Source organism: Saccharomonospora glauca K62 (assembly GCF_000243395.2).
GTDB lineage: Bacteria > Actinomycetota > Actinomycetes > Mycobacteriales > Pseudonocardiaceae > Saccharomonospora > Saccharomonospora glauca.
Map to the genome: position 1 here is coordinate 1,897,202 of NZ_CM001484.1, position 19,769 is coordinate 1,916,970.

The 19,769-nt window shown below is 71.5% G+C and carries 21 protein-coding genes and 1 tRNA gene; 9 read left to right on the forward strand and 13 right to left on the reverse strand.

Annotation, left to right across the window (positions count from 1 at the left end):
* Positions 1–36: 36 nt before the first annotated feature.
* Genes SACGLDRAFT_RS09185 through SACGLDRAFT_RS09200 form a run of 4 tightly spaced genes read right to left on the reverse strand, consistent with a single transcriptional unit; the run spans position 37 to position 2,877 of the window.
* Positions 37–840, reverse strand: coding sequence for a GvpL/GvpF family gas vesicle protein (locus tag SACGLDRAFT_RS09185; RefSeq protein ID WP_005463880.1), 804 nt, complete (start codon positions 838–840; stop codon positions 37–39).
* Complete coding sequence (gvpJ, locus tag SACGLDRAFT_RS09190) at positions 841–1,203, reverse strand: gas vesicle protein GvpJ (RefSeq protein WP_005463881.1); 363 nt, start codon at positions 1,201–1,203, stop codon at positions 841–843.
* Between the two features lie 15 nt (positions 1,204–1,218).
* A complete protein-coding gene (locus SACGLDRAFT_RS09195; RefSeq protein ID WP_005463884.1) occupies positions 1,219–2,256 on the reverse strand; it encodes an SRPBCC family protein in 1,038 nt (345 codons plus the stop codon).
* Between the two features lie 3 nt (positions 2,257–2,259).
* On the reverse strand, positions 2,260–2,877 hold the full coding sequence (locus SACGLDRAFT_RS09200; protein ID WP_005463886.1) for a hypothetical protein: 618 nt from the start codon (positions 2,875–2,877) through the stop codon (positions 2,260–2,262).
* 178 nt (positions 2,878–3,055) lie between these two features.
* Between SACGLDRAFT_RS09200 and SACGLDRAFT_RS09205 the strand changes: the two genes are divergently transcribed.
* The gene (locus tag SACGLDRAFT_RS09205) at positions 3,056–4,738 is read left to right on the forward strand and encodes a serine/threonine-protein kinase (protein ID WP_005463888.1); all 1,683 of its coding nucleotides are present in this window, start codon (positions 3,056–3,058) and stop codon (positions 4,736–4,738) included.
* Positions 4,739–4,808: 70 nt separating this feature from the next.
* Here the strand turns inward: SACGLDRAFT_RS09205 and SACGLDRAFT_RS09210 are convergent, their stop codons facing one another.
* From SACGLDRAFT_RS09210 to SACGLDRAFT_RS22700, 4 genes are read right to left on the reverse strand one after another with little or no spacing between them, the layout of a single operon-like run.
* The gene (locus SACGLDRAFT_RS09210; RefSeq protein WP_005463890.1) at positions 4,809–5,303 is read right to left on the reverse strand and encodes a hypothetical protein; all 495 of its coding nucleotides are present in this window, start codon (positions 5,301–5,303) and stop codon (positions 4,809–4,811) included.
* Positions 5,300–6,046: a metallophosphoesterase family protein gene (locus SACGLDRAFT_RS09215; RefSeq protein WP_005463892.1), complete on the reverse strand. Its 747-nt coding sequence runs from the start codon at positions 6,044–6,046 to the stop codon at positions 5,300–5,302. The genes SACGLDRAFT_RS09210 and SACGLDRAFT_RS09215 overlap by 4 nt, the downstream gene beginning before the upstream one ends.
* Positions 6,043–6,318 carry a BON domain-containing protein gene (locus SACGLDRAFT_RS22695; protein WP_005463894.1) on the reverse strand — a complete coding sequence of 92 codons (276 nt, stop codon included), beginning with the start codon at positions 6,316–6,318 and terminating at the stop codon, positions 6,043–6,045. The genes SACGLDRAFT_RS09215 and SACGLDRAFT_RS22695 overlap by 4 nt, the downstream gene beginning before the upstream one ends.
* The gene (locus tag SACGLDRAFT_RS22700) at positions 6,296–6,898 is read right to left on the reverse strand and encodes a nucleotidyltransferase family protein (RefSeq protein ID WP_005463896.1); all 603 of its coding nucleotides are present in this window, start codon (positions 6,896–6,898) and stop codon (positions 6,296–6,298) included. The genes SACGLDRAFT_RS22695 and SACGLDRAFT_RS22700 overlap by 23 nt, the downstream gene beginning before the upstream one ends.
* A 199-nt stretch (positions 6,899–7,097) precedes the next feature.
* Here SACGLDRAFT_RS22700 and SACGLDRAFT_RS09230 point away from each other — a divergent pair, with 199 nt between their 5' ends.
* The gene (locus tag SACGLDRAFT_RS09230; protein WP_005463898.1) at positions 7,098–8,486 is read left to right on the forward strand and encodes an aldehyde dehydrogenase family protein; all 1,389 of its coding nucleotides are present in this window, start codon (positions 7,098–7,100) and stop codon (positions 8,484–8,486) included.
* Positions 8,487–8,522: 36 nt separating this feature from the next.
* On the opposite strand, the gene SACGLDRAFT_RS09235 is transcribed toward SACGLDRAFT_RS09230, so the two are convergent.
* A complete protein-coding gene (locus SACGLDRAFT_RS09235) occupies positions 8,523–8,990 on the reverse strand; it encodes a YbhB/YbcL family Raf kinase inhibitor-like protein (protein WP_005463899.1) in 468 nt (155 codons plus the stop codon).
* An 80-nt stretch (positions 8,991–9,070) separates the two neighbouring features.
* The gene (gene selD / locus SACGLDRAFT_RS09240; RefSeq protein ID WP_040919774.1) at positions 9,071–10,063 is read right to left on the reverse strand and encodes a selenide, water dikinase SelD; all 993 of its coding nucleotides are present in this window, start codon (positions 10,061–10,063) and stop codon (positions 9,071–9,073) included.
* Positions 10,064–10,137: 74 nt separating this feature from the next.
* Between selD and SACGLDRAFT_RS09245 the strand changes: the two genes are divergently transcribed.
* From SACGLDRAFT_RS09245 to selB, 3 genes are all read left to right on the forward strand, one after another.
* A tRNA-Sec gene (locus SACGLDRAFT_RS09245) sits at positions 10,138–10,232 on the forward strand.
* 26 nt (positions 10,233–10,258) lie between these two features.
* Positions 10,259–11,590, forward strand: a complete 1,332-nt coding sequence (gene selA / locus SACGLDRAFT_RS09250) for an L-seryl-tRNA(Sec) selenium transferase (protein WP_005463902.1) — start codon at positions 10,259–10,261, stop codon at positions 11,588–11,590.
* A complete protein-coding gene (gene selB, locus SACGLDRAFT_RS09255; RefSeq protein ID WP_005463904.1) occupies positions 11,578–13,329 on the forward strand; it encodes a selenocysteine-specific translation elongation factor in 1,752 nt (583 codons plus the stop codon). Before selA ends, selB begins: the two co-directional genes overlap by 13 nt.
* Here the strand turns inward: selB and SACGLDRAFT_RS09260 are convergent.
* Positions 13,320–15,347, reverse strand: coding sequence for a CocE/NonD family hydrolase (locus SACGLDRAFT_RS09260; protein WP_005463906.1), 2,028 nt, complete (start codon positions 15,345–15,347; stop codon positions 13,320–13,322). The genes selB and SACGLDRAFT_RS09260 overlap by 10 nt on opposite strands.
* 15 nt (positions 15,348–15,362) lie before the next feature.
* Positions 15,363–16,637, reverse strand: coding sequence for an ATP-grasp domain-containing protein (locus SACGLDRAFT_RS09265; protein ID WP_005463907.1), 1,275 nt, complete (start codon positions 16,635–16,637; stop codon positions 15,363–15,365).
* 271 nt (positions 16,638–16,908) lie between these two features.
* On the opposite strand from SACGLDRAFT_RS09265, the gene trxA reads away from it, so the two are divergent.
* Together trxA and SACGLDRAFT_RS09275 are read left to right on the forward strand one after the other, a co-directional pair.
* Positions 16,909–17,268 carry a thioredoxin gene (gene trxA / locus SACGLDRAFT_RS09270; protein ID WP_040919777.1) on the forward strand — a complete coding sequence of 120 codons (360 nt, stop codon included), beginning with the start codon at positions 16,909–16,911 and terminating at the stop codon, positions 17,266–17,268.
* A 64-nt stretch (positions 17,269–17,332) separates the two neighbouring features.
* Complete coding sequence (locus SACGLDRAFT_RS09275) at positions 17,333–17,602, forward strand: PASTA domain-containing protein (protein ID WP_005463911.1); 270 nt, start codon at positions 17,333–17,335, stop codon at positions 17,600–17,602.
* Between the two features lie 17 nt (positions 17,603–17,619).
* Here SACGLDRAFT_RS09275 and SACGLDRAFT_RS09280 read toward each other — a convergent pair whose 3' ends face one another.
* A complete protein-coding gene (locus tag SACGLDRAFT_RS09280; protein ID WP_005463913.1) occupies positions 17,620–18,135 on the reverse strand; it encodes a flavodoxin domain-containing protein in 516 nt (171 codons plus the stop codon).
* 597 nt (positions 18,136–18,732) lie between these two features.
* Here SACGLDRAFT_RS09280 and SACGLDRAFT_RS09285 point away from each other — a divergent pair.
* Positions 18,733–19,206, forward strand: a complete 474-nt coding sequence (locus SACGLDRAFT_RS09285; RefSeq protein WP_005463915.1) for an NUDIX domain-containing protein — start codon at positions 18,733–18,735, stop codon at positions 19,204–19,206.
* 152 nt (positions 19,207–19,358) lie between these two features.
* A complete protein-coding gene (locus SACGLDRAFT_RS09290; RefSeq protein ID WP_040918834.1) occupies positions 19,359–19,664 on the forward strand; it encodes an LIM domain-containing protein in 306 nt (101 codons plus the stop codon).
* Positions 19,665–19,769: the final 105 nt, after the last annotated feature.

The window sequence follows — 19,769 nt, forward strand, 5'->3', positions numbered from 1 at the left end:
TCGGGACCTCCTTCCCGTGGTACGGCGGTCGGGTCTTCAGCTGCCCGGCCGTGCCGTACGCACGAAGTCGTAAGCAGCGAGTGGCCCCGACAACCGCAGGTCCACGCGGTCCTCCCACCGCCGCGCCAGCGTGTCGACCGTCCGCTCCAGATCGCCCTGGGCCGCCACCTCGGCCAGGCAGGTGACGTGGACGGCGTCGAGCTCGTGCGTGGCCTCGCGCGGCGCGACGTCGACCCCGAGGTCCTCCAGCGCTTCCACCGCGATCCGGGTGTCGGCCTCCCGCTTGGCGGCGATGGCGTTCGAGATCAACTCCCCGAGGGCGATGCGCTCGTTGCGGGTGGCTTCCCGCGGCGCGTCCCGGATCGCTTCCCGCAACTGCTGGGCCCGCGAGTCCTCGGAGAGGATCTCGTCGAGGACCGCGCGTTCGTCGTAGCGGCCCTTGAGGAGGTACTGCGCCCTGCCCTCCAGTTCGGCCAGAGCGGCGGCGAACTCGTCGTGGTGTTCGGTGAGCAACTCCTCCCGCACCGCGTCTCGGTCGGTGAGGACCGCGCCGAACCTCAGGGGGAGGACGGGGACCTCACTCGCGGACGCGTCCAGGATGCGGGCGTGCGCCATGAGGTCCTCCGGGGTCCCGAGGGGGCGGTCCACGGTGATCTCGCTGACCAGGGCCGCGATGTCGCCGTGCCGCACCGTCTCGATCGTGGTCGGGGGCTCGCCGATGCCGGTGACCTCCGAATCCGTCTCCACGTCGGAGGGAACGATGCCGTAGACGTAGATCGCGGTCTCGCGCCCGCCGTCCTCGTCGCGGTGGTCCGTCCGGCGGGTCGCCGCTTCCGTCATCTAGGAGCTCCTTTCCTCGGTCTCGCCGAGGACGTCGCGCAACTTGTTGCCCGCCGCCTCCAGGGCGCCCTTCGTCCGCGACTTCGCGGCGCCGGAGTTCATGTCCTCCATGAGTTCGGGCAGCCCCTTCTTGTCGTCGTCGGCGACCTGGAGCCGGTTCGTCGCCTCCGCGAAGCGCAGGTAGGTGTCCACACTGGCCACCACGATCCGCGCGTCCACGGTGAGCAGCTCGATCCCGACCAACGACACCCGCACGTAGGCGTCGATCACCAAGCCCTTGTCGAGAATCGTGTCGATGACATCGGCCAAGCCGGACGGGGAGGGCCCTCCGCCGCCTCCGGTCGCGGCAACTGCTGTGGTCACGTCTGCCCTTCCTCGTCAGCGCCCGCGAGTCCGTCGGGAGGACCGCTCGCGGCCGGTGTCGTCCTCGGTCTCCTCGTCGTCCTCGTACTCGGAGTCCTCGTCGTCCTCGTCGTAGTCGGCGTCTTCGTCCTCGTCGTCGTAGTCGTCTTCGTAGTCCTCTTCGGACTCGTCGGCTTCCCGGTCGTCGTTGGGCTCCTCGTCGCCTGCGTCCACCACCTCGCCGTCGTGGATCGTGCCGCGCCAACCCTCGACCTCGTCGGGGTGCAGCAGGGTCTGCGTCATCACGTGGCGGCGGAAATGCTTGAGCTCCAACCGGACCCGGCGTCCCTGGGCGCGCCACAGGTTCCCCGTCTGCTCGAAGAACCCCTGGGGGTGGTACTCGAGTACGAGGAGGATGCGGGTGAGGCGAGGCGCCAGCTCGTGGAATGTCACGGCCCCGTCCACGTAGCCCTTCTCACCCTCCGACCGCCACACGATGTGCTGGTCGGGGACCTGGTCGGTGATCGTGGACTTCCACGACCGGTGCGACCAGAGGACCTGCGCTTTCCACATGAGCTTCTCGTCGGATTCCTGCTCGACGTTTTCGACCTTCTTCATGAAGGAGGGGAAGTCGGTGAACCGGGTCCACTGGTCGTAGGCCACGTTCACGGGCACGCCCACGTCGATCGTCTCGACGATGTTGGTGAGCTTCAGCCCACCGCCCTTCTTGCCCGAGCCACCGCCGAACGCCTTCTTCACCGTGTCGCCGACCTTGGCGGCGCCCGTGCTGAGTGCCGCGGTGACGGGGCTTTTGCCCTCGGCCAGCTTCTTGGCCCCGGTCAGAGCCGTCATCAGTCCGCCGTCGCCCTTGCCCTCGGCGTAGTCGGTGAGCCGTTGAGCCGACTGACCCACCTTGTCCACCACCGACGAGACCGCCTTGTTGGCGACGGCGCCCACGAGCGCGTTGAGCGCGCCGGAGAGTTCACCGCCCCCGGCGGCGTCGGTGACCTTCTCGGTGGTCTTGCCGACGGCGTCCTTCGCCTTGCCGCCGGCCGCGCGTGCTGCCTTGGTCATCGCTCACCTCCCGCTCCGGCGAACGGGGGAACGTCCCGCCGACGTCCGGGCGCGGGTGCGCGGCCGATCGGGGGAATCCTCGCTGTCGCCGTCGTCCGGGGTGTTCTCGGTCGAGTCCGCCGAACTCGGGGAGCGCCTGCGAGCCGGGCGACGGTTCCCCTCCGAGGCCGAGCGGCGACGTCGGGGCGGCGAGCCGCCGTCCTCTTCCGTGGCACCGCGGGACCGCCTACGGACCCCCGGCCTCCGGGGAGGCTCGGGCTCCTCCGGGGGCTCCTCCTCGGGTTCGGAGGCTTCCTCCTCGTCACCGGAGGAGTCCCGGTCCTCGTCACCGGAGCCTTCGGTGATTCTCTGGCTCAATGACTCGATCCGGGAGGTCGCCGCCTTGGTGGCCGCCGCGCGGGCGGCCTCCAACAGCTCACCCCGCACACTGTCGGTGAGTCTGCTCAACTCGGCCGAGTCACCCAGCCGAGAGAGCCCTGCTCGGAGCAGGCCCGTCGGATTCGTACCGTGTTTCCCCGTCGCTCCGGCCGCGGCGATCATCAGGGCGAGGCGCATTTTCTTGGTGCGTCCCAGCAGATACCCCGCGATAACCGCGGCGGCGGTCTGCGCGCCGCGTTTCATCAACGTCTCCTCGGTCCGGAAGTCACGGACGCGAAACAGTTACCCCTTTGGGGTGAAACGGAAACGCCGCGCGCAAGGTCGTCTCGCAGGGAACCGAACGGCATGATGGCTTGCCGGGTCTGGGAGGATGCTGTGATCGTGACGCTCTAGTCTGTCGGGGTGACAGGAAGGGCCACAGGTGAGTGAGGGCGACGAAACACTGATCGCCGGGCGTTACCGGCTGGAACACCAGATCGGCAGCGGCGCGATGGGGGTCGTCTGGCGCGCGGTCGACGTGCGGCTCGACCGGCCGGTGGCCGTGAAGCAGCTACTGCTACCTCCGGGACTCAACGCGACCGAGACGGAGAAGGCACGCCAGCGCGCGTTCCGGGAAGGCCGGATCGCCGCCCGGCTCCAGCACCCCAACGCGATCTCGGTCTACAACGTCGTCGACCACGAGGGCCACCCGGTGCTCGTGATGGAGTACCTTCCGTCGCGAAGCCTGGCCGACCTGCTCGACGAACGTGGCGTGCTGCCACCGACCGAGGTGGCGCGTATCGGCGCGCAAGTCGCGGCGGCGCTCATCAAGGCCCACTCGGCGGGAGTCATCCACCGGGACGTCAAGCCCGGCAACATCCTGATCGCCGACGACGGCACCGCGAAGATCACCGACTTCGGTATCTCCCGCGCCGCGGGCGACATCACCGTGACCAGCACGGGCCTGCTGGCGGGGACGCCCGCGTTCCTGTCGCCCGAGACGGCCCGAGGTGCGGAACCGGGGCCCGCCGCCGACGTCTTCTCCCTGGGCGCCACCCTGTACGCGGCCGTGGAGGGCAGACCGCCGTTCGAGAATCCCGGCAACGAGATCGCGATGCTCCACGTGGTGGCCGCCGGCCAGATCATTCCCCCACGTCAGGCGGGAGTCCTCGACAGCACGCTGCGTGCGATGTTGACCTCGGAACCGCAGACGCGCCCGACGATGGCGCAGGCGGAGGCCGCCTTGCGCGCGGTGGCCGAGGGACGCCCCGACGGGCTCGACGCGCCCACGTTGCCTCCGAGCCCCGTGCGCGGCTCGACGCGCCTGGACCTGCATCCGGCCGCGGACGTCCCGGCGGCGCCCGCCGCACCTCCTCCGCCGCCACCGCAGCAGACCGGCCCCCGCACTCCGACGGCGACGGCGATGCCCGCCGTGCCACCGCAGCGTCCCGACCGGTCGGTACCCGGAGCCCACCCCGTCACCGGCCCCACCCCCGTCCCGGCGGCCGCGCCCACCGGGGCCGAGCAGCAGGGGTGGTCCCGTGCGCGCATCGCGACGACGATCCTCGCCGTTCTCGCCGCGGCGGCCGTGGGAATCCTGGTGGCCGAGCTGATCGTGGGCGGCACCGACGGCTCCGACGAGTCCACGGAGGCCAACGCCCCGGTCACGACCAGCTCGGAAAGCGCGGTCTCCGACTCCGCGCCGCCGCCCAGTGAGCAGATCACCGCCGAGTCCTCCGCGTCGTCCAGCGAGCCGCCTCCACCGCAGCTCTTGAGCCCCGCGGAGTTGGAGCAGGCCGTCACCGACTACTACGCGCTCATGCCCGGCGACGTGGACCAGGGCTGGCAGCTGCTGGGGCCCGGCCTGCGGGCCCAGGGCGAGGAGGCCTACCGCGAGTTCTGGGCCGGGATCGAGTCCGTGAAGATCGTCGGCGGTCCCACGGCGGTGAGCGGGCACGTCGTCGAAGTGGAACTCGAATTCACCACCGCCGAGTCGGTCACCCGTGAAAGACACCAGCTCGGCATGGTGGTGGAGGACGGACGGGCCCTCATCGACACCGACGAGCTTCTCGGCATCACCGACCTCGGGGAGCCCGACGAGGACGACGACGAGGACGACGACTGACCCCGCGAGTCCGGAATCGTCGTTCGCGGGTCGGTCGGCGGCGTCGCCTCGAGGGGGTTCGGCGCGACGCTCACTCGTCGGAGGTGGGCCCTTCTCGACGCTCGGGGCCGCGTCCCTCGCCGAGGTCCTCGGCGTCCAGCGCGTCGAGGGCCGCGGTCACGTCCGCGCACACGGCGTCACCGGCGAGGGGCCGGGGCGGGGTGTGGGAGCGACCCACGGTCACGACACGCACGCCGGGGACGTCGTGAACGGCACCGGCCTCGGCGTCCACCACCACCGCGGCGCGGATCGGGCCCGCGTGCCTGCGCAGCACGTCGAGCACGTCGGAGGGATCACCGTGGACCACGGCGTCGATCGGCCTGCCGAACGCGTCCGCGTCCCCGAGCAGCCGGTCGACCTCGGCCAACGCGCGGTTCACCGCGAACCGGCACCACACGACCTGCCTGCGTTCGGTCAGTCGCCGCCAGGCGGGCGGCACCTCGTCCCGCCCCGAGGGCGGGGCCGGGTCGAACACCACCACTGTCGGGAGGCCCTCGGCGCCGTCCCACACCACCGTGGTCGTCACGCGGTCTCTCCCACCGTCTCGAACGTGTGCTCTTCGAGGGAGTACAGGGCGTACGCCGAGCGGATCACCGGCTGGGCGACGTTGCGCACGCGGACGCCGCCGGGCGTGACCCCGTGTTCACAGCCGGAGTGGGCGTGGCCGTGGATCGCCAGCGTCGCGCCGGCCTCGTCGACCACCTCGCCCAGCTGGTACGCCCCGAGGAACGGGTAGATCTCCAATGGCTCGCCGTGCAGGGTGTCGGGCACGGGGGAGTAGTGCATCAGAGCCACGCGCACCTCGGCGTCGAGTCTCTTCAGCGCCGCACGGAGGGAGTCCGCGACGTCCACTGTGTGCTCGACGAAGGACTTCATCTCCGGCTCCCCGAACGCGCTGGCGCATCGGCCCTCGAAGCCCCCCGCGAAGCCTTTCACCCCCGCGACGCCGATCCGGGTCCCGTCGACGGACAGCACCGTCCCGTCGCCCTCCAGGACTCGGATCCCGGCCTCGCCGTCGAGGATGGCCGTGACCTCGTCGACGGCGTCGCTGTGGTAGTCGTGATTGCCGAGCACCGCCACCACCGGCAGGCCGAGATCGGCGAACTCGTGGGCGACGATGCGCGCCTCCTCGGGCGTGCCGTGCCGGGTGAGATCACCGGCGAGCAACAGCACGTCGGCGCGGTCGGGCAGGTGCTCCAGCGCGGGCCGGAGCCTGCCCCGAGCGTCCTCCCCGAGGTGAACGTCCCCGACCGCCGCGATCCTGATCATCCCAGCACCTCGGCGTCACCCGGTTCCGTCGCCTCCACCACGCGGACGTCGTTGTGCAGGCGCAATTCCGGCGCCCGCTCGTGCAGGACGGCGTCCAGGCGTTCCTTGCACCTCTGCGACGACACCGCGCCGGTGAGGTAGACGTGCTCGCCGCGGACGTCCACCTGGATGCCGAGTTCCGCGGTGCGTTCGTCCTCGGCGAGCGCCCGCCGGAGCCGCGCCGCCGTGTACTCGGGCTGCCGGGGGCCCTCACCGGGTTCGGGACCGGACATGGGGAGCTCCTTTCGCGTGGGCGAGCTCGCGTCCGTTGGTGACGCCGAGCTCGGACAGCAAGGTGAGGAACGCGCGCGCGTACGGCGACGCGCCGGTTCGTCTGGCCACGGCGGCCCAGTCCACCTGTTCGCGAACGGCGCGAGCGATGGGCAGCAGCGGGGTGAAGTCGCAGCGGTGGGCCTCCAGCACCAGCAGCTTGTCGACCATCAGATCGGTCGCCGGAACCACCGGGGCGGTGGTGGCGCCCAGCCGCAGGACCTCGGCGCGGTCGAGCGCCTCCGGCGTCACCGGCCTGCCGTTCGGACGGAAGACCAGGTCCACGAGACAGTTGCCGTCGTAGACCTTGGTCAACCAGTCCTCGGGCGGGTCGACGGCGCGCATCCCGGCCGCGACCAGAACCTTCCTCGCCACGGGGGCGTCCCGCTCGGTGACGAAGACGTCCACGTCGTGGTCCGAGGCGGGCCCGCCGTGCGCGTACACCGCGCATCCTCCGGCCAACGCGAACCGGACACCGTGGGCACGCAGGGTGTTCGACACCCGCATCGCGGTGCGCAGCAACTCCCTGGGTTCGGTGTCCACCGTGCTCGGTTACCCGAGACTCACCGCGGGTATGCCCCCGCGCGAGAAGGTGAGGCCGTGGCCCGGCCCGCCCGGAGCGGAAGTCCTCCGTCCGGCGTGGACAGCCCGTGCGGCGGGACGCGGGGCCGCCGCTCACGAAACCGACCGATCGTCCGTACCGACGTCACCGTCGCCGACCCCACGAGGTGATGCACTCCCGATGACCGACCTCACCGTCGACCTGCCGTCGGCCGATCCCGCCGACGAGCGCAGCATCCGTGTCGAGAATCCGGCCGACGGCAGTCTCGTGGGCCGGGTCCCCATGGCGACGTCGGAGGAGGTGGGTGCCGCCGTCGCCGGGGCCAGGGCCGCCTTGCCGGGCTGGGCCGCGACCCCGGCCGTGTCACGGGCGGAGGCGGTGCGAGCCGCCGCCGACGCGCTCGCCGACCGCGCCGACGAGCTGGCGCGGATCAACGAGGCCGAGACCGGCCGTCCCGCCGCCGAGGCCCGCGAAGGAGTGCTCGCGGGGGTCGCCACCCTGCGCCAGTACGCCGAACTCGGCCCGCTGCACCGCGGGCGCGCGCTGCTGGGACACGAGTCGGCCACCGACCTGATGGTGCCCGAACCTCGTGGCGTGGTCGTGGCGTTGACGCCGTGGAACGACCCCGTCGCCGTCGCCTGCGGATTGGTCGGTGCGGCCCTGGTCACGGGCAACACGGTGGTGGCCAAACCGAGCGAACGCTGCCCGCACACCGGGTTGCTGTTCGGTGAGGTGCTCCGGCCGCACTTCCCCGAGGGCGTGGTGCGGCACCTCGCGGGCGACGGCACCGTCGGCTCGTGGTTGGCCGAGCACCCGGACGTCGACGTCATCGCCCACGTCGGCAGCACCGCCACCGGACGGTCACTGGCCGCCGTGGCGGCCCGCACGGGCGCGAAGGTGCTCCTGGAGAACGGGGGCAACGACCCGCTGATCGTCGATGCCGACGTCGATCCTCAGTGGGCCGCCGAGCAGGCCGCCACGGGCGCGTTCGCGAACAGCGGTCAGATCTGTGTGGCCGTCGAGCGCATCTTCGTGCACCGCCGGATCGCCGAGCCCTTCGTCGACGCGCTCACGGCCGCCGCCGACCGGGCCGGACCGCTGCCCCTCGTGGACCTCCGTCACCGGGCCGCCGTGCACGCGCACGTGACCGACGCCGTGGCGGCGGGAGCCCGGTTGCGGGCCGGGGGCGTGATACCGGACGGGCCCGGTTCCCGTTATCCCGCCACGGTGCTCACCGACTGCGACCCGACGATGCGGGTCATGCGGGAGGAGACGTTCGGCCCGGTGGCACCGGTGTGCGTGGTGGACGACTTCGCCGAAGGACTCGCCCGCGCCCGTGACGACGCCTACGGCCTCGCGGCCACGGTGCTGACCCGGTCCGCGGAACACACCCAACGGGCGTGGCGGGCGCTGCCGGTGGGCACGGTGAAGGTCAACGCCGTGTTCGGGGGCGCGCCCGGTGGCGCCGCGCACCCCCGCCGCGCGAGTGGACACGGCTACGGTTACGGGCCCGAACTGCTCGACGAGCTGACGGCCACCAAAGTCGTGCATATCGAACCCGCTCCGTGAGGACCCGCTCGGTGATCCCGCCGCGGCCGAGGGGGGTCACCGAGCGAACAGCCCCACGAGCGTGCCGGTGGCGAGAACGTGCTCGTCGAGCGCGGCACGCACGTCCTCGGCCGTCGCGCCCTCACCCAGACCGAGCGGGCGGTCCGCGGCGTAGAGGCGGAAGAAGTACCGGTGCGCGGTGTCCCCCACCGGTGGTTGCGGACCTCCCCAGCCCAGATCACCGAAGCTGTTGCGGCCCAGCGCGGCGTTGCTCGGCGCCGCCTCCTCGATACTCGTCACGTCGGGCGGAATCGCCGTGATCACCCAGTGGACGAACACCTCGCCGGGGGCGTCCGGGTCCTCGCACAGCAGCACCAGCTCCTCCGTGCCGTCGGGCACGTGGGTCCACTGCAGCGGCGGTACCTCGTTGCCGCCCTGCCGGGAGTACCGCTCGGGAATCATCGTGCCGTCCTCGAACGCGGGGGAGCGCAACTCCATCCCGTCCGCACGGTCCGCTTCGGCCATGGGGCCTCCTCCTTCGCGGTGGGGTCGTCCCGTTTCGCGTTCCCTCCGCCGCGCCGGACAAACCGTGCCGAAACCCCGTGTCAGCGCACCACGACGACGTGCTCGCCCCTCGGCACCAGCTCACCGATCACGGGCGCACCGGGAACCTCCCCGGCCACCAGCAGACCGCCCGAGGTCTGGGCGTCGGCCAGCAACAGCGCCGTCTCCTCGGACACCGCCGTCAGGTCGGTGTGCGGACGCACCCAGTCGAGGTTGCGCCGAGTCCCGCCCGACACGTAACCCTCGCGGACGGCGACGCGCGCGGCGGGCAGCACCGGTACCGCGGCCGAGTCGACCACCGCGGTCACGCCACTGGCCCTCGCCAGCTTGTACAGGTGACCCAGCAGCCCGAACCCGGTGACGTCGGTGGCGCACCGGTGTCCCGCCGCCACGGCCGCCTTCGCGGCGGTGGCGTTGAGGGTGGTCATCACCTCGACGGCTTCGGGGAACGACTCCCCGGTCGCCTTGTGCCGGGTGTTCAACACGCCCACCCCGAGCGGTTTCGTCAGCGACAACGGCAGTCCGGGCCGCCCGGTGTCGTTGCGCAGCAACGCCTCCGCCGAGGCCAGGCCGGTGACCGCCAACCCGTACTTCGGCTCCGGGTCGTCGACGCTGTGCCCACCGGCGAGATGGCACCCCGCCTCGGCGCAGACCTCCACCCCACCGCGCAACACCTCGGTCGCCAGCTCGAACGGCAGCGTCTCCCTCGGCCAGCACAACAGGTTCAACGCCACCAGCGGGGTCCCGCCCATCGCGTAGACGTCGGACAGCGCGTTGGTCGCGGCGATGCGGCCCCAGTCGTACGGGTCGTCCACCACGGGGGTGAAGAAGTCCGTGGTCGCGATCACCGCACGGTCGCCGTCGAGCCGGACGGCCGCGGCGTCGTCGCCGCCGTCGAGACCGACGAGCAGTTCCCCGGCCGGGGACGCGGGCACGGTGCCGGCGAGACCCCGCACGATGTCCTCCAGCTCGCCGGGCGGAATCTTGCAGGCGCAGCCGCCTCCGTGGGCGTACTGGGTCAGTCGGTGAGCCATGGTCACCATGCTGCTCCCGGTCGCGTCGGGCTGCACGTTGTGAATCTTGCTGGCACGATGTCGTTATGTTCCGGGGAGGCGCTTCCGGCCTGGTGACCGGCACGGTCTTCAAAACCGTTGAACGACGGACACCGTCGTTGGCGGGTTCGATTCCCGTTCGCCTCCGCCAAGACCGGTGCGCGGGAGGAGGTGGAGGTGTCCGACACCGCCGAGTCCGGGCGTTCCGGAACTGACGCCCGCAGGCGCATCCCGCGCACCGACGCGTTGCTCTCCGAACCTCGGCTGGCCAAGGCCGCAGACGAGCTCGGCCGTGGGCTCGTCCGCCGCGCGATCACCACGGCCCAGGAACGCGCACGGGCGGGTGAGATCACCCCGGAGGCGGTCGCCGACGAGGCCGTGGCTCTCCTACCCACCACCGCCTCGTCGCTGCGGGAGGTGCTCAACGCCACCGGCGTGGTGGTCCACACCAACTTGGGGCGGGCCCCGCTGTCGCGAGCGGCGGTGCGAGCGATGCGGGCCGCGGCGGGGAACACGGACGTCGAGTTCGATCTCGCCGAGGGCCGCCGGGCCCGGCGTGGCCGGGGCGCGCTCGCCGCGTTGGCGGAGGCACTGCCCGAGGTGGGTGGCGTCGACGGGGTGCACGTGGTCAACAACAACGCCGCCGCGCTGCTGTTGTGCGCCCTCGTCCTCGCGCCGGGCAAGGAGATCGTGATCAGCCGGGGGGAGCTGGTCGAGATCGGTGACTCCTTCCGCATCCCCGACCTCCTGGCCGCCACGGGGGCGCGCTTGCGGGAGGTCGGTACCACCAACCGGACCCACCCGGCCGACTACGCCGACGCGATCGGCCCGGACACCGGTTTCGTGCTCAAGGTGCACCCGTCGAACTTCCGGGTCAGCGGTTTCACCGCACAGGTCCCGGTGGCCCGGCTGGCGCGGTTCGGCGTGCCCGTGGTGGTCGACATCGGGTCTGGGCTGCTGCGGGCGCATCCCCGGCTTCCCGACGAACCCGACGCCGCGAGCGCGCTGGCCGACGGCGCCGCCGTGGTCACCGCCAGCGCCGACAAACTGCTCGGAGGCCCCCAGGCGGGCCTGATCCTCGGAGACCACGAGCTCGTGCGGCGGCTGCGACGGCACCCGGTCGCTCGCGCGTTGCGGGTGGACAAGTTGACGCTCGCGGCGTTGGAGGCCACCGTGCGCGGTCCCGCGCCACCCGTGCGGCGGTTCCTCGACACCGATCCCGAGACGCTGCGGGCCCGCGCGGAACGGCTCGCCGCCGTGCTCTCCCGCCGGGGCGTGGACGCCGTCGCCGTGTCCACCGTGGCCGCCGTGGGAGGTGGTGGCGCGCCGGGCGTGGAACTGCCCAGCGCCGCGGTGAGCCTGCCCGTCGACTACGCGCGAAGACTGCGCACCTCCGAGCCCGCCGTGGTGGGACGCGTCGAGCGGGACCGCTGCCTGCTCGACCTGTGCGCGATCACCCCCGACGCCGACGACCGTGTGGTGGAGGCCGTCACGCGATGCACGTCGTAGCCACGGCCGGACACGTCGACCACGGTAAGTCCACATTGGTGCGGGCCCTGACCGGGATGGAACCCGATCGGCTGGCCGAGGAGCGCCGCCGCGGACTGACGATCGACCTCGGATTCGTGTGGACCGACATCGCGGGCCGGTCGTTCGCGTTCGTCGATGTTCCGGGCCACCAGCGATTCGTTCCCACCATGCTCGCCGGGGTCGGACCGGTGGCGGCCGTGCTGTTCGTGGTGGCCGCCGACGAGGGATGGGGGGAGCAGTCGAGCGAGCATCTCGCCGCGCTCGACGCGTTCGGCGTGCGACACGGTGTGCTCGCCGTGACCAAGGCCGACCGAGCCGATCCGAGGCCCGTCCTCGCCGCCGCGCTCGACCGCCTCGCCCCCACAAGCCTCGGCCGTGTCCCCGCCGTCGCGGTCAGCGGGCGGACCGGGGAGGGACTGCCGGAGCTGCGGGCCGAACTCGCCGCGCTGGGCGAGCGGCTGCCGTGTCCCGACCGGGACGCCGACGTGCGGTTGTGGATCGACCGGTCGTTCAGCATCCGGGGCGCGGGCACGGTCGTCACCGGCACCTTGGGCGCGGGTACGTTGTCGGTGGGTGACGAGCTCGAACTCGGGCCGGGCGGCCGTTCCTGCACGGTGCGGGGACTGCAGTCGCTCGGGCGTGCCTACGACACCGTGGAGGCGGTCGCCCGTGTCGCGGTGAACGTGAGGGGCGTCGACCACCGTGACATCGAACGAGGTGACGCCCTGCTCACTCCCGGCGCGTGGCGGGCCACGCGCGAGGTCGACGTCCGGCTGCGAGGGGAGAAGGCGGAGAGCCTGCACCGGCACCTGATCGCCCACGTCGGCGCCGCCGCCGTACCCTGCCGGGTCCGCCCCCTGGGCGCCGACCTGGCGCGGCTGTCCCTCGCCGGGGAACTGCCGTTGCGGGCCGGGGACCGGGGGCTGCTGCGCGATCCGGGCGAGCACCGGGTCCCCGCCGGGTTCGACGTCCTGGACCCCCGACCACCGGCGTTACGGCGCAGGGGAGCGGCGCGGGAGCGGGCCGAGGAGCTGGCCGACGGCGATCCCGCCGCCGCGTACGTCCGCCGGCACGGAGTGGTCTCCGCCGCCGAGTTGCACGCGCTCGGCTGGGCCGTGCCGGGCGCTCGGGTGGGTCGATGGGCGGTCGCCGAGGGACTGCCACGGCGACTCGCCGAGCGCGCGGCCGCGTTGCTCGCCGACTGGCGGGAGCGCCATCCGGTGTCGGCCGGCCTCCCCGTCGAGTCGTTGCGCCGCACCCTGGACGTTCCCGACGAGCTGCTCGCCGCCGCCCTCGCCGAGGCCGGGCTGGGCGTGCGCGACGGTGTCGTGACCGATCCCGCGTGGACACCCCGGTTGCCCGACGCCGTGGAGCGGGCCGTGCGCGTCGTCGAGAAAAGACTCGCCCGCGACTCGTTCGCCGCGCCCGAGGCCGGCGACCTCGCCGAGATCGGGCTCGGTCCGAAGCAGCTCGCCGCCGCGGAGCGGGCGGGCCGGTTGCTGCGCGTCGCCGACGGGGTGGTGCTCGCCCCCGACGCGCTGGACGAAGCCGTGCGGGTGCTGGCCGAGCTGCCCGAACCGTTCACCGTCAGCCAGGCCCGACGAGCCCTCGGCACCACCCGCAGGGTCGCCGTACCGCTGCTCGAACGCCTCGACGCCGAGGGCCGTACCCGGCGCGCGCCGGACGGCACGCGCACGCTGCGGGACCCTCACACGTGATCGCGGGGCACCGAGGTGTGCCAGTTCCGGGAGAACATCCGCTGCGTGCCCTCGTAGGCGTCCAGGCGGGCGTGGACGACGAACTCGGTGGGCGTGCACGTGAGCGTGGTGTGGGTGACCGTGGCGACGTCCCACTCCCCACGAGTGAACCGCATGGTCCAGTCCACACTGCCGCGTGCCGACTCGAAGTCGTCGGCGACCCACTCGTAGCGTTCGTCGGCCCGCCTGCGCACGTCGAGGTCGATGTCGTCGAGCCGGAGCACACCGAGGTCCTTCACGACGTCCAACGCCGACCGGTAGTTCACGAGGTCCCGTGACACGGTCCAGCGCCCGTCGCCGGGACGAAGGCGCTGCGTGGGTGTCGGCGGCGTGCCCTCGGGTTCGTCGAACGGCCCGGGACTCACCTCGTCGTCCCGCACCGGCCGCACCGGGAACGTTACCGAGCTTCGGCCCGGAAACACCGTCAGTCGCACCGGCTCCGGTGGCGGCCAGGCCAACGGCCAGTAGGACGTCGAGACGGCGATGCGCATGCGATGGCCCGCCGGGAACGCCTGCGCCACCCCGTTCAGCGGCACGCTCACGCGGTAACGGCGGTGCGGTTCGAGCGGCTGCGGGCGGTCGTGGCCGTCTCGGTGGGTGAGGTTGAGCAGGCCGTAGCTCACGCGCGTGGCGCGGCCCTCCGGCGAGACGTCCGACAGCCGCACCGTCACCATCGCGTTCGGCCGGTCGGCGCTCAACTCCAGGTGCACCACCGGCGAGCCGAGGATCTCGTGGCGTTCGGTGAGCACGTCGGTGTCGAACACCAGCGACCCGCCGTCCTCCTCCCGTTGGTCGTAGGGCAGGTCGGGCGGGGCGTTGTACGAGCACCACTTCCCCGCGAACTGGCCCACCGACAGCGGCGACTCGATGGTGAGCGGTTCCTCGTCGGCGTCGCCCGGCACGGGCTCTGCGACGAGCCGGTTGCGCAGGAGCGTGAACTCGGTGGGGACGACGTTCGGCGACGGCCACGACGGCTCCCCGATCCAGCGGCCCGGACGCTGCTCGTACGCGGTGGCGGGCTTGGCACTCTCCTGCATCCAGATGCGCAGCATCGGCTCGTCCATCACCCCGGTGTCCACGCCCTTGAGCCAGTGGTCCCACCAGCGCACCAACTCCTGGAGGAAACCGATGGCGGGGCCCGGCCTGCCCAGGTGCGGGTACTTGTGCGACCACGGCCCGATCAGGCCCTTCCGCGGCACGTTCAGGTGGCGCAACAACCGGAAGACGGAGTTCGAGTACCCGTCGGCCCAGCCACTCACGGCCAGCACCGGACACCCCACGGCGGCGTAGTCCTCGCACACCGAACCGTGCCGCCAGTAGTCGTCGCGACGCTGGTGGCGCAGCCACTCCACCAGCCACGGCTCGCAGTGCTCCAGCCGCTCCCGCCACATGTCCCGCCACCGAGGACCCACCACGGCCGGGTCCGGCGGGCACGAGTTGTAGGCGAACATCGTCGAGGCCCACGACAGGTTGTCCGACAACAGACAGCCGCCCATGTAGTGCACGTCGTCGGCGTAACGGTCGTCGGTGGACGACAGGGTCGCGATGGCCTTCAGGCTCGGTGGGCGGCGCGCCGCGATCTGCAGGGCGTTGAACCCACCCCAGGAGATGCCCATCATCGCCGTGGTGCCGTCACACCACGGTTGGTCCGCCAACCACGCCAGCACCTCCTCGCCGTCGGCCAGCTCGCGTTCCAGATACTCGTCGGCGAGGATGCCGTCGCTGTTGCCGCTGCCCCGCAAGTCCACACGCACCCCCGCGTAGCCGTGCCCGGCCAGGTACGGGTGGTGGATCGAGTCGCGCTGCGCCGTCAAGTCGTTCAGGCGGTACGGGATGAACTCCAGGATCGCGGGCACCGGGACGTCGTCGGAGGACACCGGCCGCCACACCCGCGCCGACAGGCGAGTGCCGTCCGACAACGGAATCCACACGTGGTCGTCCCTGCGGACTTCGTGGGGTAGCGAGGTGACGGTGCGCACGGTGGAACCTCCCGCTCAGACGTCGTCGATCTCGAAACGCAACGCGGACACGCAGCGCTCGTACTTGTCGTGCAGTTCTCGCTCGCTGTTCGCGAGGACGTGGATGTCGGCCAACTCGTAGCTGTAGCTGTCGCGCGCGTATTGCTCCGACAGCCGGGCCCCCTTCTCCGTCGTGAGCACGACGCACACGCCCCCGAGATCGCGTTCGACGGCGGCGATCTCGGTGGGGCTCGGCACACGGCGCACGATTCCGTCGGTGAACCTGCGCAGGAACCACTTCGCGGCCACGGCGGCCGGCCCTTCCCGATACGGCATCCGCGGGTCCCGGCCGAGGGCGAGACTCACCATGCAATGCAGGTTTGACACTCCGTCGACCGCCTCGAACAGCCGCGCGTGCGACTGCGACAGCCTCGGGTTGACCTCCAGCACCCACACTCGATTCGTCGCCGTGTCGACGAAGAACTCGATGTCGAAGGTGGTGGACCGCAGTCCCAACCGCACCACGAGGGCCTTCGCGACCTCCGACACCCGGCGCACCGCCTCCTCCGGCAGTGTGGACGGGTACTGATAGCGCAGGAAACTCGACGTGCCGGGATAGCACACCGAGTCGACCACGCCGTACACGTGCGGTTCGTGGTGGTGGCGGTAGCCCTCGACGGTGACCTGCGCCCCGCTCACGGCCTCCTCGGCGAGACAGGCCCGAGCGCCGGCCCTGGCGACTTCCGGAGGCAGCGACACGCGTTCCAACACCGCGTCGAACGGTCCGCCCACCGTGCCGATGCCCGCCCGGATCTCGGTGACGGCCTCGGCGAGCTCGCGGTCGTGGCGGACCCGGTAGGCGAGTTTGGACGACGCCGACTTCACCGGCTTGAGCCATACCGGATAGTCCAGGCCCTCGGGCAGCCGCGGCGGGTCGGCGTGGAGATCCACCAGACCGAAGCGGGGGCACGTGTCGGCCACCCCGGCCTGCTCCAGCCTGCTCCAGTACTTGTGCTCGCACTTCACGATCGACTCCAGGCTGGTGCTGGGCAGCCCGTAGCGCTCGCACAACACCGGCACCAGCGACGTCACCGGGAAGTCCCAGTAGCCGGTGACGGCGTCGATGGGGCCGTCGAAGGAGTCCAGCAGGTGGCGGGCCCGTGCCAGGCAGTGCCGGAAGTCCGTGTAGCCGATGCGCACCTCGTCAACGTCGAGCAGCGCGTGGAATCGGTAGTCCTCCGCTCCGGGGAGTCGGTGCAGCAGCTCGGCGTTGTTCTCGTCGAGCCCCACCACGAAGACGTTCGCGACCACCGGCCACCTCCCGTGGGCAGCGACCCGTTCCGCAGAGGATGACCCACCGACCAACCCCCGAAACCGGTCCCCCTCCCACCGTGTCCGCAGCCTGTGCACTCGTGTCCGCAGTCTGTGAACACGTGTTCGCACTTCGTGTACGGAGAAGTGCGAACACGCGTGCGAGAAGTGCGGACACGCGTGCATAACCTGCGGACACGCCCGGTGCGGAATTGTGCGGGCCTTCCTGCTGTTGATTCCGGATATCGGCCACGACAACAGGGAGAGACAAGTGGCGACAGTCGAACTGACGAGCGAGAACTTCAACGAGATCGTCGGCGCACCGGGAACGGTGTTCGTGGACTTCTGGGCGTCCTGGTGCGGGCCCTGTCGGGCGTTCGCCCCGGTGTTCGAACAGGCTTCGGAGGAGCACCCGGACATCACCTTCGGCAAGGTGGACACCGAAGCGCAGGTGGAACTCGCGCAGGCGTTCGGGATCTCCTCCATCCCCACGCTGCTCGCGGTTCGGGACGGCGTCGTGCTCTACGCCGAGCCGGGCGCACTGCCCGCCCCGGCGCTCGCGGAGCTGATCGAGAAGGTGCAGCAGGTCGACATGGACGAGGTGCGCGCCGAGATCGAACGCGCGAGCTGAGAACGTCGAGGACTCACGATCGGCGGGACCTGCTCTCGGCGATCGTGAGTCCTACACTGGTGGCATGCGTGGACCTCGCCCGGTCACCGAGGTGCCCGACGTCGTAGGCCTCGCCGCCGACGACGCGTGTGACATCGTGCGGCGGGCCGGTCTGAAGCCGGTGCCACCGGACGGTGGCGAGTTGCCGATGTCCGGCATCGTGACGGCGCAACGACCCATCGGAGCCGCCGGGGCGGTGGAAGGCGCCGAGGTGGTGCTGTGGATCCATCCCGGCAAGGAGGCTCCCGTCGGAGCCACGAGCACGGGACCATTGGAGTCCGCCTCGCCCGAGTGAGCGCCCCGAGCTCCGCCTCAGCGCGCGGGCACATGGCGCGCCAGAGCCGTGCCCCACTCCCGAGCCCGCTCGGTCTCCCCGTCGACGAGCGGTCCCAGCGTGTCGACCACCAGGAAGTGCCGGGGAACGGCGAGGAGGTCCACGGGCGCTCCTCTCAGCAACTTGACGATTCCCTTGGCGGCGGAACCGGGCAACCGCGGCCTGGCCACCTTGGTGTCGAACACGGCGAGCCCGATCGGAGCCGGCAGCCGAACTCGGGCCACCCACTCCCGGACGCCCTCCCGACGTGACACCAGTGAGGTGCCGACGGCACGGGCGCGCTGCGCGGCGTCGTCACGCGTCGTGGGGCGGCTCATGCCGAAGGCGTGTGTCGGAGCGCCGATCACCAGCAACTCCACGTCCTCCACCGCATCGGGCGCGTCGCCGACCTCCACGAGCTCGACGTCGCCGTGGCGTCGCAGACCCTCGGCCACCGCCTCGGCGACCGCGCGGGTGTTGCCGAACATGGACTCGTACACCAGTAGTGCCCGCATGCCGTCACGATGACCACGGCGTGCGAGCGGAAACAGAGCCGAAGGACTCCGTGCGGGCGCCTCGGGGCCCCGAGGCGCGGCGGGGAGCCCGGGACGGTGTCGCGGGAGCACACCGCCCGCGGGACGGAACGGCCGGACGCCCGACACGGTTCCCCGCGCGCCGGGTGACGGCGGCGGCCCGCGCACGCTCGCGTTCCCGACATGGCACGCACACGACCACGGTGCCGGTGTCCTCCCCGGTGGCGTCCACCAGCGACGCGACCCTGGCGGTGCGGAATCCGCATTCCCCGCACACGATCGCCGGCGCGTCGCGGTGGAACCGGATACTGCTGTCGCCGGACGCCGAAGATTCAGCCGTCACAGCGCATCGCCCTCCTCACGTTCAGTGAACGGACATGAGCCGGGTACCCACGGCGTCGCGCGTTCACACGAGTTGCACGGGAACGGTCACGCACAGTGACGTCCGGATGCGGACGCGGGGAAGGCGTGGTTCGCTCGATGCAGCGCCATACAAGACCCGAGGGAGTCCGAAATGGAGCCCCGGCATTCGCCGCGAGTTGGGCGAGCGGGAGGTGAAGGCCGTAGCGCCGTGCACCGGTGACCCCACGACACCCCCGACGCAGCGCGGGCATCCTGCTGTACCGCGTTGACGACGACGCGCCCCGCGTTCTGCTCGGCCACATGGGTGGACCTTTCTGGGCGAGGCGGGACGCGGGGGCGTGGACCGTTCCCAAAGGGGAGCACCAACCCGACGAAACGCCCGAAGCCGCCGCGCGTCGGGAGTTCACGGAGGAACTCGGCGTGCCACCGCCGGACGGAGACCTGGTGCCGCTCGGGGAGGTACGCCAAGCCGGCGGAAAGATCGTGACGGCGTTCGCGGCGCACGGTGACCTGGACCCGGCCGCGGTGGTGCCCGGCACCTTCCCGTTGGAGTGGCCGAAGGGGTCGGGAATCGTACGGGAATTTCCCGAACTCGATCACGTCGAGTGGTTCGAGCTCGAACGAGCGAAGGCCAAGATCGTGGCCGCACAGCGAGTGTTCCTCGACCGGCTCGCCCAACACCTTGCTTGAGCGCGTTTCCCCGGATCGAGTGTCCACGATGGTCTGCCCGAAAACGGTGGGTCGAATCTCGGAAGCCCGCACCCCATCTGGATCGATCGGGTGATACGGACCAACGTCCGCGGCGCTGTTTGCCTCCCCCTGCCAGGGGTACGCCAGGCACCATGAGCATGGCGCCGCAGATCCCGCCGGTGGGAATCGATCGAGCCCACGTCGTGGGGGAACCGAATCACCGGATCATGCTTGCCGACGGTACGGCGGTGGGGATTCTCACCTCCTATCCGGTGCGGCCCGACGCGGATCTCCACAGTTTGGCCGAGGCGATCGAATTCCATTGCGCGCAGTGTCACGAACACTGTGAAGCCACCCTCGTCGCCGTCCGAGACGGTTGGCTGCTGTGCCCCGCGTGCTATGCGGCGCTCGACACCGTCGCGCCGTCCTCGGCACCGGACGCGCGGAGCGCGGCATGACCCCGGCGGCACCCGGCATCGGGGTCCTTCGACCCTGCCCTCCGGCGTCCCGGACGAGGCAGTCTGACAGGCGTTCCCCGTCGTGCCGCGGGGCGAGGAACGGCA